Annotated in this window: 11 protein-coding genes; 3 read left to right on the top strand and 8 right to left on the bottom strand. The window is 73.4% G+C overall.

Annotated features, from left to right (window positions below; genetic code table 11):
- Positions 1-42: 42 nt before the first annotated feature.
- The 7 genes from HNR68_RS09005 to ftsY form a co-directional block, all read right to left on the bottom strand.
- A complete protein-coding gene (locus HNR68_RS09005) occupies positions 43-1,764 on the bottom strand; it encodes a DEAD/DEAH box helicase (RefSeq protein ID WP_179719449.1) in 1,722 nt (573 codons plus the stop codon).
- 294 nt (positions 1,765-2,058) lie between these two features.
- A complete protein-coding gene (locus HNR68_RS09000) occupies positions 2,059-2,619 on the bottom strand; it encodes an AAA family ATPase (RefSeq protein ID WP_343050015.1) in 561 nt (186 codons plus the stop codon).
- A gap of 446 nt (positions 2,620-3,065) precedes the next feature.
- Positions 3,066-3,404 (bottom strand): P-II family nitrogen regulator, encoded by a 339-nt coding sequence (locus tag HNR68_RS08995; RefSeq protein ID WP_179719447.1) that lies wholly within the window; start codon positions 3,402-3,404, stop codon positions 3,066-3,068.
- Complete coding sequence (locus HNR68_RS08990) at positions 3,401-4,738, bottom strand: ammonium transporter (protein WP_179719445.1); 1,338 nt, start codon at positions 4,736-4,738, stop codon at positions 3,401-3,403. The genes HNR68_RS08995 and HNR68_RS08990 overlap by 4 nt, the downstream gene beginning before the upstream one ends.
- Before the next feature lie 93 nt (positions 4,739-4,831).
- Complete coding sequence (locus HNR68_RS08985) at positions 4,832-6,046, bottom strand: CynX/NimT family MFS transporter (RefSeq protein ID WP_343050014.1); 1,215 nt, start codon at positions 6,044-6,046, stop codon at positions 4,832-4,834.
- Complete coding sequence (locus tag HNR68_RS08980; protein WP_179719443.1) at positions 6,043-6,732, bottom strand: FadR/GntR family transcriptional regulator; 690 nt, start codon at positions 6,730-6,732, stop codon at positions 6,043-6,045. Before HNR68_RS08980 ends, HNR68_RS08985 begins: the two co-directional genes overlap by 4 nt.
- A 126-nt stretch (positions 6,733-6,858) precedes the next feature.
- Positions 6,859-8,367: a signal recognition particle-docking protein FtsY gene (gene ftsY / locus HNR68_RS08975; RefSeq protein ID WP_179719441.1), complete on the bottom strand. Its 1,509-nt coding sequence runs from the start codon at positions 8,365-8,367 to the stop codon at positions 6,859-6,861.
- A gap of 158 nt (positions 8,368-8,525) precedes the next feature.
- On the opposite strand from ftsY, the gene HNR68_RS08970 reads away from it, so the two are divergent.
- On the top strand, positions 8,526-9,704 hold the full coding sequence (locus HNR68_RS08970; RefSeq protein ID WP_343050013.1) for an anhydro-N-acetylmuramic acid kinase: 1,179 nt from the start codon (positions 8,526-8,528) through the stop codon (positions 9,702-9,704).
- Between the two features lie 8 nt (positions 9,705-9,712).
- Complete coding sequence (locus HNR68_RS08965; RefSeq protein WP_179719440.1) at positions 9,713-11,221, top strand: sodium:solute symporter; 1,509 nt, start codon at positions 9,713-9,715, stop codon at positions 11,219-11,221.
- 10 nt (positions 11,222-11,231) lie between these two features.
- Here HNR68_RS08965 and HNR68_RS08960 read toward each other — a convergent pair whose 3' ends face one another.
- On the bottom strand, positions 11,232-11,843 hold the full coding sequence (locus HNR68_RS08960; RefSeq protein ID WP_179719438.1) for a hypothetical protein: 612 nt from the start codon (positions 11,841-11,843) through the stop codon (positions 11,232-11,234).
- A 159-nt stretch (positions 11,844-12,002) separates the two neighbouring features.
- Here HNR68_RS08960 and HNR68_RS08955 point away from each other — a divergent pair, with 159 nt between their 5' ends.
- Positions 12,003-12,287 carry a hypothetical protein gene (locus tag HNR68_RS08955; protein WP_179719436.1) on the top strand — a complete coding sequence of 95 codons (285 nt, stop codon included), beginning with the start codon at positions 12,003-12,005 and terminating at the stop codon, positions 12,285-12,287.
- Positions 12,288-12,290: the final 3 nt, after the last annotated feature.

Below are 12,290 nucleotides of genomic sequence, written 5' to 3'. Positions count from 1 at the left end.
GCGCACCCCGGGGTGGCTGCCGCCACACCCGGGGTGACCCGCTCAACTGCGCTGGTAGTCCTCGCGCCGCGCCCCGCGGGACTGCGGCGAGCGCTGGCCCTTGCGGTGCGGGCGCCGGTCCCGGTCCCGGTCGCGGTCCCGGGCGGGACGCCGCGGGCGACGGCTGACGACCTCGCCGTCGGCGCGGCTGATGCGCAGCCCGCGCCCGGCCACCTGGGTGGTGCGCAGCTTGCTGAGCAGCTCGTCCGGCAGGTCGGCGGGCAGCTCGATCAGGGTGTGCTCGTTGCGGATGTCGATGTGCCCGATGTACTTGCTGGGCACCCCGCCCTCGTTGGCCAGCGCCCCGACCAGCGCGCGCGGCGTCACCCGGTTGCGGCGGCCGACCTCGACCCGGTAGGTCTCGGTGTCCGAGCTGCTCGGGTGGAACGTCGCGCCCTCGCGGCGCGGCGGCTCCGGCTCGGGCTCCAGCAGCAGCGGGCGGTCGCCCTGCGCCATCGCGGCCAGGGCCGCGGCGATCTCCACGGCCGGCACGTCGTGGGTCCGCTCGTACTCCCGCACCAGCTCCTGGAACACCTCCAGGCCGCCCTTGGCGAGGGTGTCGGTGATGTTCTGCGCGAACTTGGCCAGCCGCCGGTCGTTGACCGCCTCGATGGTGGGCAGCTCCATCTGCTGGATGGACTGGCGGGTGGCGCGCTCGATGGCCCGCAGCAGGTGCCGCTCCCGCGGGGAGACGAACAGGATCGCCTCGCCGCTGCGCCCGGCACGACCGGTGCGGCCGACGCGGTGCACGTAGGACTCGGTGTCGTGCGGGATGTCGTAGTTGAGCACGTGCGAGATGCGCTCGACGTCCAGGCCGCGGGCGGCGACGTCGGTGGCCACCAGGATGTCGATCTTGCCGTCCCGGAGGTGGCCGATGGTGCGCTCGCGCTGCGCCTGCGCGATGTCGCCGTTGATCGCCGCCGCGCTGAAGCCGCGCGCCTGCAGCTTCTCCGCGAGCTCCTCGGTGAGCTGCTTGGTGCGGACGAACACGATCATCCCGTCGAAGGGCTCGACCTCGAGGATGCGGGTCAGCGCGTCGAGCTTGCCCGCGCCGCGCACCGGCACGTACCGCTGGTTGATGTTGGTGGCCGTGCTGGTCTTGGTCTTGACCGAGATCTCGACCGGGTCGTTGAGGTAGTTCTGGCTGATCCCGCGGATGGCGCCGGGCATGGTCGCGGAGAACAGCGCGACCTGGCGGCTGGCCGGCACCGCCTGCAGGATGCGCTCCACGTCCTCGATGAAGCCCATCCGCAGCATCTCGTCGGCCTCGTCGAGCACGAGGTTCTTCAGGCCGGTCAGGTCCAGCGACCCCTTCTCCAGGTGGTCGATCAACCGGCCGGGGGTGCCGACGACGACGTGCGCGCCGCGGCGCAGCCCGGCCAGCTGCGGGCCGTAGCCGGTGCCGCCGTAGATGGGCAGGACGTGGAAGCCGGGCAGGTGCGCGGCGTAGCGCTGGAACGCCTCGGAGACCTGGATGGCCAGCTCCCGGGTGGGGGCCAGCACCAGGGCCTGCGGGCCGGTGGCCTCGAGGTCGAGCCGGGAGAGGACGGGCAGTGCGAACGCGGCGGTCTTGCCGGTGCCGGTCTGCGCCAGACCCAGCACGTCGCGCCCCTCCAGCAACAGCGGGATCGTCTGCGCCTGGATCGGGGAGGGGGTCTCGTAGCCGATCTCGGTCAGCGCCTGGCGGACGCGCGGGTCGAGGTCGAGCTCGTCGAAGGTCTGCATGCTGGTAGCGGGTCTCCTAGGTGGGTCGAAGGGGGCTGATGGATCGCGGAAACGGCCCGGTGCTGCCCGCCAGGTACGGGCTGGAGGGGTCGGCGCGGTGGTCCGCGCGACCACGGGGCTGCCGCTTGCGCTCGTCGAACCGCGCGCTCTTCTGGACCCACACCCTGTTGCCAGTGACCCGCAGCTCGATGATTCTCAGCCAGGTGCGGCGACGTCCTGGCCGCTGCACCAACTGACGAGCTTAGCGATCGAGGTCCGCGCCCGCCGCGCCGCCCCGGCCCAACGGGACGCACGTCACCCCCGCACGTCCAGGCGGATCCCGGACGCGACCTCGTCGCGGGTGAGCAGGTGCACCTGCTGCCAGCCGCGCGGGGTGGCACCGCCGCGCAGCCGCAGGCGCATCCGCTCCGCCCGCTGCACGTGCCGCCGGAACGACCCGCTGCGGATGAGCCGGCCTCGCTGGTGCTGCCCGGCCAGGGCGTCGCGCGGGTCGGCGTGCAGCCACACGAGCACGCACCGGCGTCCGCTCACCCAGCCGAACGCCACCAGCAGGGCGCGGGTGGTGGCGCGGGTGGCGGGCTCGTGCGCGACGACCGGGCCGGAGGCGGTCAGGCACCACCACGCGATGCGGGTCCGGTGCGCCAGGTGCACCAGCGGCCGGTAGCAGCGGTAGGGCAGGCGCGCGGGCAGCAGCGCGCGCAGGCACGCGCGGACCTGCTCGGAGTCCAACGTCGAGATGCCGGCGTCCGCGCGGATCTTGCCGAGCGCGGTGCTCTTCCCCGCGCCGGGGAGCCCGGCGAGGACGACGAGGGACCGTCGGCCGACGCGCACGGTCGGCGGGGGGTGTGCGGCCACTGGTGAGGAGTCCTGTCCGTCCACGACGAGGACCAGGTTACGCGGTGGACGATCTTGGCCGGTGGGTCCGGCCGCACGTGCGGGAGGCGGCTCGCTCCCCCCGTCGAGCCGCCTCCCGCACTCCCCCTGGTGCACTTCCGATCCGCTCGGATGGCCCTTCCCCTCCCACCCGAGCGGGTTCCCCCCTCGGTGCGACTGCCAGGCCCGGAACCACCCGCCCGACCCCCAGTGCGGGCGGGTGCCCCCTCCGGATCCCCCCTGATGGCCCGTCGCACTGAGAAGTGTGCCGTGCGGGCGGGTCGCGGCGAGACCGTGAAGCCCCCTGAGTTCGGCTGCGTAGTGCTACTCACCTCGCCCCGCGCGCGGGTGCGTCGAACCACTCGGGGAACGACGCAGGGCGCCCCCGACCTCGGCGGTCGGGAGCGCCCTGCGTGCCGTGTCGTGCGCTAGATCGCTTCGGGGCCGGTCTCACCGGTGCGGACCCGGACCACCGTGTCCACCGCCGTGACCCACACCTTGCCGTCGCCGACCTGGCCGGTGCGGACGGCACGCACGACGCCGTCCACCACCTCGTCCACGGCGCTCTCGTCGACCAGCACTTCGACGCGCAGCTTCGCCACGAAGTCCACCGGGTACTCGGCGCCCCGGTAGACCTCGGTGCGGCCCTTCTGCCTGCCGTAGCCCTGCGCCTGGCTGACCGTCATGCCCAGCACCCCGAGCCGGCCCAGCTCGTCCTTGAGGTCGTCCAGCTTGGACGGTTGCACGATCGCGGTCACCAGCTTCATGCGCGGCTGCCCTCCAGTTCGCGTTCCACGTCGTCGGCCGCGACCGGGGCGCGGCGCGCGGAGCCGCTGTCGCTGAAGTGGTAGGCGGCCTCGGCGTGCTCGGTCTCGTCGATGCCCACGGCTTCGTCCTCCTCACCGAGCCGGAACCCGACGACCGCCTTGACCAGCAGCGCCAGCACCAGGCTCAGCACGAAGGAGTACACCAGCACCGCGACCGCGCCGACAGCCTGCCGCCACAGCTGGTCCAGCCCGCCGCCGTAGAACAGGCCGTCGACCCCGGCCGGGGCGGACGCGGACGCGAACAGGCCGACCAGCAGGGTGCCCATCAGGCCACCGACCAGGTGCACACCGACGACGTCGAGCGAGTCGTCGTAGCCGAACCGGAACTTGAGGCTCACCGACAGCGCGCAGACCGCGCCGGTGATGGCGCCGACCGCGATCGCGCCCAGCGGGGTCACCGAGGAGCAGGCCGGGGTGATCGCGACCAGCCCGGCGACGATGCCCGACGCGGCACCGAGGGTGGTGGCGTGGCCGTCGCGGATGCGCTCCACCAGCAGCCAGCCGAGCATCGCCGCGGAGGTGGCGACCAGGGTGTTGACCAGCACCACCGCGGCCGTGGTGTCGGCGGCCAGCGCCGAACCGGCGTTGAACCCGAACCAGCCGAACCACAGCAGACCCGCGCCGAGCACCACGAACGGCAGGTTGTGCGGCTTGCCCGGGTCCTTCGGCCAGCCGGTGCGCTTGCCCAGCACCAGCGCCAGCGCCAGCGCGGCGGCACCGGCGTTGATGTGCACCGCGGTGCCACCGGCGAAGTCGATCGCGGCGATCCGGTTGGCGATCCAGCCGCCGACCGCCGTCACGGTGCCCGCGTCGTCGGTGGAGTCGAACGCGAACACCCAGTGCGCGACCGGGAAGTACACCACCACCGCCCACAGCGCGGCGAACAGCAGCCACGGGCCGAAGCGGGCCCGGTCGGCGATCGCGCCCGAGACCAGGGCGACCGTGAGGATCGCGAACATCGCCTGGAAGCCGACGAACGCCATGGTGGGGATCGAGTCGGAGAGCTGGTCCTCGCCCAGCAGCGAGCTCAGCCCGAAGAACTCGGTGGGGTCACCGAGCAGGCCGACGCCGCCGACGTCAGAACCGAACGCCGTGGAGTAGCCGACGAGCACCCACAGCACGCCCACCACACCGATGCTGCCGAGGCTCATCATCAGCATGTTGAGCACGCCGCGGGAGCGCACCATGCCACCGTAGAAGAACGCCAAACCTGGGGTCATGAGCAGGACCAGAGCCGCGCTCACGAGCACCCACGCGGTGTCGCCTGAGTTCACATCGCCTCCCCGTGCGGACCGAGTTGCGCCGCATCATGGGGAATGCGTGTTTCACGCGCCCCGTCCCGTTGTTTCAGTGCTGTGAAATCACGCTCACCGCGTGTCACGGACGCGTTGTGCGTCGCGGTGCACCGAGGGCACGAGGCGCTGGCGGCAGGCCAGCCACCCGGCGACCAGCCAGGCGGCGCAGCAGGCCATGAGCAGCACCAGCGGAGCGGTCCAGCCGCCCGCCAGGTCGTGCAGCAGCCCGATGAGCAGCGGACCGGCCGCGGCGATGAGGTAGCCGCAGCCCTGCGCCATCCCGGACAGCGCGGCGGCGGTGTCGCTGTCCGGCGACCGCAGCCCGATCACCGTCAGCGCCAGGCCGAAGGCCGCACCCTGCGCGACGCCGAGCAGCACCACCGCGGGCCACACCCCGGCCACCGGACCGGCCAGGACCCCGGCGAACCCGAGCGCGATGCACACCCCGAGCACGGTGGAGACCGGCCGCTGGTCGCGGAACCGGCGGCACAGCACCGGGACCGCGAGCGACCCGGCGGCCTGCACCGCCGCCTGGACGCCCAGCGCCAGCCCGGCCAGCTCGGCGCTCATCCCCCGGCCCTGCAGCATGGTCGGCAGCCAGCCGAACACGACGTAGGCCATCGCCGACTGCAGGCCCATGAACGCGGTCACCTGCCAGGCCAGCGCGTTGCCCCACAGCACCCCGGGCCGCGCCGGCGGGGGCGGCGTGCTGGAGCCGCGGCGCAGCACGAAGGCGCTGATCACCAGGGCCAGCAGCACCGGGACCGCGAGCAGCCCGAGCGGGGCCCGCCACGGCGAGCCCACCGCGGCGCTGATCGGCACCACGACGCTGGCCGCGAACGCGCCGCCCAGCGTCAGGCACATGGTGTAGGCCGCGGTGACCGCCGGGATGCGGTCCGGGAAGTCGCGCTTGATCAGGCCCGGCAGCGCGACGTTCGCCACGGCGATCCCGGCGCCGACCACGACCGTGCCGGTCAGCAGCGCCCACGTGGTCCCCACGGCCCGCAGCAGGTTGCCGACCAGCAGCACGACCAGGCAGCCGACGACCACCTCCTCGTCGCCGAACCGCTGCCGCAGCACCGGCGCGACGAAGGCGAACGCCCCCAGGCACACCACCGGCAACGTGGTCAGCACCCCGCCGAAGGTGGTGGACACCCCGAGGTCCTGCTGGATCCGCTCCAGCAGCGGGGCCACCGCGGTGAACGGCGGCCGCAGCGCCAGCGCCACGAGCACGATCAGCACGAGGGTGGCCACCGCGGTGCGCGACCGTTGGGCTCCGGTGCTCACGACGCGGTCCCCCCTTCGCCGGCGACGTCGCGCAGCGACGTCAGGCACGGTTCGATGACGGCGTGGGCGGCTGCCGCCGCGGCCTCGGCGTCCCGGGCGGCGATCGCCTCGAACAGCGCGTGGTGGGCCTGCGGACCGCCCTCCTGCAGGGCGCTGTCGGCGCGCAGCGCCACCAGGCTCTCCCGCAAGCGTTCACTGAAGTAGCGGTACATCTCGGTGAGCAGCGGGTTGCGCGCCGCGTCGACCACCGCGGAGTGGAACGCGACGTCGGCGGCACCGAACTCCTCCGGCGACGCGGCGCGGTCGCGCCGGTCCAGCAGCGCGCGCAGCCGCTCGACGTCGGCGTCGTCGCGCCGCTGCGCCGCCAGCCGCGCGGCCTGCACGTCGTGGGCGAGCTGCACCTCGAAGACGTCCCGCAGCTCGGCCCGCCGCAGCTGCCGCAGCATCGGCGAAGGGTCGGCGGCGGAGACCACGAAGGTGCCGGCGCCCTGCCGCGCCTCCAGGCAGCCGAGCTGCACCAGGGCGCGCACGGCCTCCCGGACGACGGCCCGGCTCACCCCGAGCTCGGCGACCAGCTCCTGCTCGGTGGGGATCCGCTCCCCCGGCGCCCACGTCCCGTTCGCCAGCTGCTCGTTGAGCGCCGCGATGACCTCGTCGACGGAAGACCGCCGTCTGACCACCCGCATCCGCACACCTCCGGCGCGACCGTACGCGAAACGTCAGTCGTCAGACAAATCTCTTCCGCAGGGTGAGATCGCGTCCGGACAGCAGACGGCCCCCGCGCGGGACGCGGGGGCCGTGCCGCAGGGGTGTCAGTCGAGCAGGGCGTCCACGAACGCCTCCGGCTCGAACGGCGCGAGGTCGTCCGGGCCCTCGCCGAGGCCGACCAGCTTCACCGGGACACCGAGCTCGCGCTGGACCTGGAAGACGATGCCGCCCTTGGCGGTGCCGTCGAGCTTGGTCAGCACGATGCCCGTCACGTCCACCACCTCGGAGAAGACGCGCGCCTGGGTGAGCCCGTTCTGGCCGGTCGTGGCGTCGAGGACCAGCAGGACCTCGTCCACCTGGGCCTTCTTGTCCACGACCCGCTTGACCTTGCCCAGTTCGTCCATCAAGCCGGTCTTGGTGTGCAGGCGGCCGGCGGTGTCCACCAGCACCGCGTCCACCGCCGTGTCCGTGCCGCGGCTGACCGCCTCGAACGCCACGCTCGCCGGGTCCGCGCCCTCCTTGCCGCGGACGACCTCGGCACCCACCCGGTTGCCCCAGGTGGCCAGCTGCTCGACCGCGGCCGCGCGGAACGTGTCGGCCGCGCCGAGCAGGACGGTCCGGCCGTCGGCGACCAGGACCCGGGCCAGCTTGCCGGTGGTCGTGGTCTTGCCGGTGCCGTTGACGCCGACGACGAGCACCACGGCGGGCTTGCCGCCGTTGGCCGGGTCGCCGTGCGGCAGCGCCCGCACCGCGCGCTCCATGTCCGGGCCGAGCGCGTCCACCAGCACCTCGCGGAGCAGCGCGCGCGCCTGCTCCGGGGTGCGGACGCCGCGCGAGGCGATCTCGGTGCGGAGGCGGTCGGTGATCTCGGTCGTGGTGGCCGCGCCCAGGTCGGCCATGAGCAGGGTGTCCTCGATCTCCTCCCAGGAGTCCTCGTCGAGGTCCCCCGCGCCCAGCAGGCCGAGCAGGCCCTGGCCGAAGGTCGAGCGCGACCGGGACAGGCGACCGCGCAGCCGCTCCAAGCGGCCCGCCGTCGGCTCGATCTCCTCGACCTCCTCGACCGCTCCCGGCTCCGCCGGGGTCGGCTCGGGCACCGGCTCGACGCGCTCCTGCGCCGGCACCTCGGGCTCGGCCGGGGCCGCGGGGGCCTCGGTCTGCGCCGGGGGCTCGTCCACCGTGGTCGGACCGGTGTCCGTCGTGGTCGTCGGACCGTCCGTCGTGGTCGGGGTCTCCGCCGTCGCGGTCGACCCGTCCGCCGGGCTGTCCGCCGTCGTGGTGGTCCCGTCCGGGAGCGGGACGTCGACGATGCCGCGGCGCTCGGAGTCCCGCGGCACCGCCGCGTCGTCACCGACACCCGGCTGGCCCTCCACCTCGGTGCGCTCGCCCGCGGGGTGTTCCGGCGGGGCGACCGTGGTGGAGCCACCGCTGGAGAGGCTGATGCCGCCGCCCGCACGGTAGCCACCGCCCTTGACGGCCTCGGTCGGCCCGGCGGTGTCCTCCCGCTCGCTCAGGCTGATCCGGCGCCGGCGGTTCAGGACCAGGCCGGCGGTCACGGCGACCGCCAGCACCAGCACCACGGCGACGATGATCACAATCAGGGTAGAGGTCGTCACCCGCCCATCCTCCCACCTGGTCGTTCCGGTGCTGGCACGCGCCCCGGAGGCGCCGGGCGGGTTCCACCCGTGGCACTGGAGCGATGTAGTGAGCAAATTTCCAACAAAGGCGCTCTCGATGCTTGCGTTCGACACCGACTGTGGAATAGACCACTGGCGTGAACTGGTGGCGGGTGCTCGGGCTCCTCTCCGGCACGTCGATGGACGGCGTCGACGTGGCCGCGGCCGACCTGCGCCTGGACGGTGACGTCCTCGAGCTCCGGCCGCTCGGCAGCACCACCCTCGCCTACCCGCCCGACCTGCACCGCGCCCTGCTGGCGGCGCTGCCGCCCGGCGAGTGCAGCGCCGCGGAGCTGTGCCGCCTGGACACGCTCGTCGGCCAGCACTTCGCCGCCGCGGCGCAACGCGGGGTGGAGCTGGCGGACGGCCGCGCGGACCTCGTCGCCTCGCTGGGCCAGACGCTCTACCACTGGGTCGAGGACGACCGGGCCCGCGGCACCCTGCAGATCGGGCAACCCGCGTGGATCGCCGAGGCCACCGGGCTGCCCGTGGTCTCAGACCTGCGCGCCCGCGACGTCGCCGCGGGCGGGCACGGCGCACCGCTGGCGGGCGTGCTGGACGCGCTGTGGCTGGCCGACGAGCCGGGGCCCGGCGTCGCGCTGAACATCGGCGGCATCGCCAACATCACCGTGGTCGGCGGCGACCGCCCGCTGGCCTACGACACCGGCCCGGGCAACGCGCTCATCGACCTCGCCGCCGCCCGCGTCACCGGGCACCCGCAGGACACCGACGGCGCGCTCGCCGCGCGCGGCACCGTGCGCACCGACCTGCTGGAGGTCCTGCTCGACGACGCCTACTACCGCCTGCCCCCGCCGAAGTCGACCGGCAAGGAGCGGTTCAACGCCGCCTACCTGGACCGGGCGCTGGAGCGGGTGGGCGGCGACGTCGCCGACGCCGACCTGCTCGCCACCCTGACCGAGCTGACCGCGCGCACCGTCGCCGACGCCTGCCGCGCGGAGGGGGCCGTCCGCGTCATCGCCTCCGGCGGGGGGGTGCGGAATCCGGTGCTGCTCGCTACGCTGCGCCGCCAACTGGACGTTCCGGTGCTCGTCAGCGACGAGCTGGGGTTGCCGGCCGACAGCAAGGAAGCACTGCTCACCGCGCTGCTCGGCTTCCTCACCTGGCACGGGGCTTCCGGCAACACGCCGGGCACCACGGGGGCCGCCGGTCCCCGGTTGTTGGGCAGCATCACACCTGGAGCCGGGCCGCTGCGGATGCCGGCCCCGGTCGTCGACCAGCCGACCCGGCTGCGCGTGCAGCCCGGTGACACCGCGTAGGAGGCAGCATGCGATCGCTCGACCTGGCCGTGATCGGCCTGTACCTGGTCGCCATGCCAGTGCTCGGGCTGCTGCTGAGCGGCCGGCAGAAGAGCTCCGAGGACTACTTCGTCGGCAGCAGGCAGCTGCCCTGGTGGGCGGTGTGCTTCTCGGTGGTCGCCACCGAGACCTCGACGCTGACGGTGATCAGCGTGCCGACGGTGGCCTACCTCGGCAGCTTCACCTACCTGCAGCTGGCGATCGGCTACCTGATCGGCCGGATCGTGGTGGCCTTCGTGCTGCTGCCGAAGTACTTCGCCGGGAACCTGGTCAGCGCCTACGAGTTCCTCGGCCAGCGGTTCGGCGCCGGGCTGCAGGGCACCGCCTCGGTGACGTTCCTGATCACCCGGCTGCTGGCCGACGGCCTGCGGCTGTTCGCCACCGCGATCCCGGTGAAGGTGGTGCTGGCGGCGTTCGGCGTGGACCTGGCGTACTGGCAGATCGTGCTGGTCCTAGCGGTGCTGACGGTGGTCTACACCTACCTCGGCGGGATCAAGGCCGTGGTGTGGGTCGACGCGATCCAGATGGGCGTCTACGTCGGCGGCGCGATCGTGGCCGCCGTGGTGCTGGCCGGGCAGCTGCCTGCGGACTGGTTCAGCACCGCGCTGGACGCGGGCAAGTTCGAGCTGCTCGACTTCACCTCGTCGATCGTCACCGACCAGTACGCCTTCGTGACCGCGGTCGTCGGCGGCGCGGTGTTCGCGATGGCCTCGCACGGCGCCGACCAGCTCATGGTGCAGCGCCTGCTGGCCTGCCGGAACGTCCGCGACAGCCAGAAGGCGCTGATCGCCAGCGGTGTCGTGGTGGCCCTGCAGTTCGCGCTGTTCCTGCTGATCGGCTCCATGCTGTGGGCGTTCTTCCAGGGCGCCTCGCCGAGCGAGATGGGCATGGCCAGCAACGACGAGCTGTTCCCGACGTTCATCGTCGACCACCTGCCGCCCGGGCTGTCCGGGCTGCTCATCGCGGGCATCCTGGCCGCCGCGATGAGCACCCTGGCCTCGTCGCTGAACTCGCTGTCCACCTCGACCGTCAGCGACCTGGCCCAGCGCTTCGCCAAGCCCAAGCTCGACGACGCGGCCGTGCTGCGGATGGGCAAGCTCTGGACGCTGGTGTGGGCCGTGGTGTTCGTGGTGTTCGCGTCGCTGTTCAGCAGCACCGACAACCCGGTGGTGGAGGTCGGGCTGAGCATCGCCAGCTACACCTACGGCGCGCTGCTCGGCGCGTTCCTGCTGGGGCTGCTGGTCAAGCGGGCCCGGCAGACCGACGCGAAGATCGCGTTCTGGGCGACGATCGCGGTGGTGCTGGTGTTCGTCTTCGGGGTGCAGTTCCCGGACGGCGAGGGCGGCGAGGCGGCCCTGGCGTTCCCCTGGTACACCCCGCTGGGCGTGCTCGTGACGCTGGTGGTGGGCGGCCTGCTGTCGCTGCGGCACAGCCGCCCCACCGTCGAGTCGCCGGCCGAGCACGCCGACACGCCGTGAGCTCCGCGGGTCAGAGGGCCAGCGTCAGGATGATCATCAGCAGGACGAAGCCGAACGAGCCCGCGTAGATGCCGATGGTCAGGCCGAGCCCGGGCGGGTCCTGCGGGGTCGGGCCGATCGCGCCGTCGACGAACGCGATGAGCGGCGCCTTGTAGAAGACGTCGACCTGCTGGCCCACACCGACCGGGACGACCGCGGTCGCGGTGCCCATCTTCCACAGGTAGTTCACGTGCACCTGCACCTGGTGCTGGCCGGGCGGCAGGTCGATGGGGGTCTTGCCCCACTGCAGGTACGGGCCGGGCTGGCCGTTGATGGTGACCTGCGGCTTGAACAGCGCCAGGACGAAGGCCAGCCAGTGGTAGGAGCAGTCGATGAGCACGCGCCCCATGCCGGGCGGGGGCGGCGCCATCGGCTGCGGCGCCGGCGGCATGCCCTGCTGCGGGTAGCCGCCCTGCTGCGGGTAGCCCTGCGGCGCGGCCGGCATCGGGCCGGACTGCGGGTATCCCTGCGGGGGCATCGGCTGCGGCGCCGGCACCGGGCCGGACTGCGGGAAGCCCTGCTGCGGGTACCCCTGCTGCGGGTAGGGCTGCTGGCCTGGCGGCGGGCCGTAGGGATTGGTCATGGTCTCCTCCTGCTCTCCGGTGGACGCCGCGCTCGGTGCCGGTCCGCCGCACATCCTCCCGCACGCGAGATTCGGACCGGAACCGACCGTCCCACCCCTTCAGCGGCGGCCCCGCTGCGACGATGGACCACACGGACGCACTGGGGACGGGGGTCGGTGGTGCAGGAGGACGATCACGCGGAGTTCCAGGCCAAGCTCGGCGCGTACTCGGTGGGGGCGCTGGACGACGTGGACTGGCTCCTGGTGCGCACGCACGTGGCGGAGTGCGAGCGGTGCCGCGCCGAGCTGGCACGCCCGGAGCTGCCGCACCGCCCTGCGCGGCACCGGGCCGCCCCCGCGCCGCGGGCCGTGCAGCGCCCCGGCTGGCCGCTGGTGATCGGCACCGCGGCGGTGTCCGCCCTGATCGCCTTCGGCGTCGGGTACGCCCTCGGCGTCACGGGCTGACCG

Source organism: Saccharopolyspora hordei, from assembly GCF_013410345.1.
Classification (GTDB): Bacteria; Actinomycetota; Actinomycetes; order Mycobacteriales; family Pseudonocardiaceae; genus Saccharopolyspora; species Saccharopolyspora hordei.
The sequence above is the reverse complement of the archived record's forward strand: the minus strand, read 5'-3'. Positions and strand labels throughout refer to the sequence as shown.

Bases quoted from the DNA above. Each gene is read 5' to 3' on its own strand.
- HNR68_RS08995 (WP_179719447.1), bottom strand. From the start codon at position 3,404: ATGAAGCTGGTGACCGCGATCGTGCAACCGTCCAAGCTGGACGACCTC.
- HNR68_RS08960 (WP_179719438.1), bottom strand. From the start codon at position 11,843: ATGACCAATCCCTACGGCCCGCCGCCAGGCCAGCAGCCCTACCCGCAG.
- HNR68_RS09005 (WP_179719449.1), bottom strand. From the start codon at position 1,764: ATGCAGACCTTCGACGAGCTCGACCTCGACCCGCGCGTCCGCCAGGCG.
- HNR68_RS08980 (WP_179719443.1), bottom strand. From the start codon at position 6,732: ATGCGGGTGGTCAGACGGCGGTCTTCCGTCGACGAGGTCATCGCGGCG.
- HNR68_RS08965 (WP_179719440.1), top strand. From the start codon at position 9,713: ATGCGATCGCTCGACCTGGCCGTGATCGGCCTGTACCTGGTCGCCATG.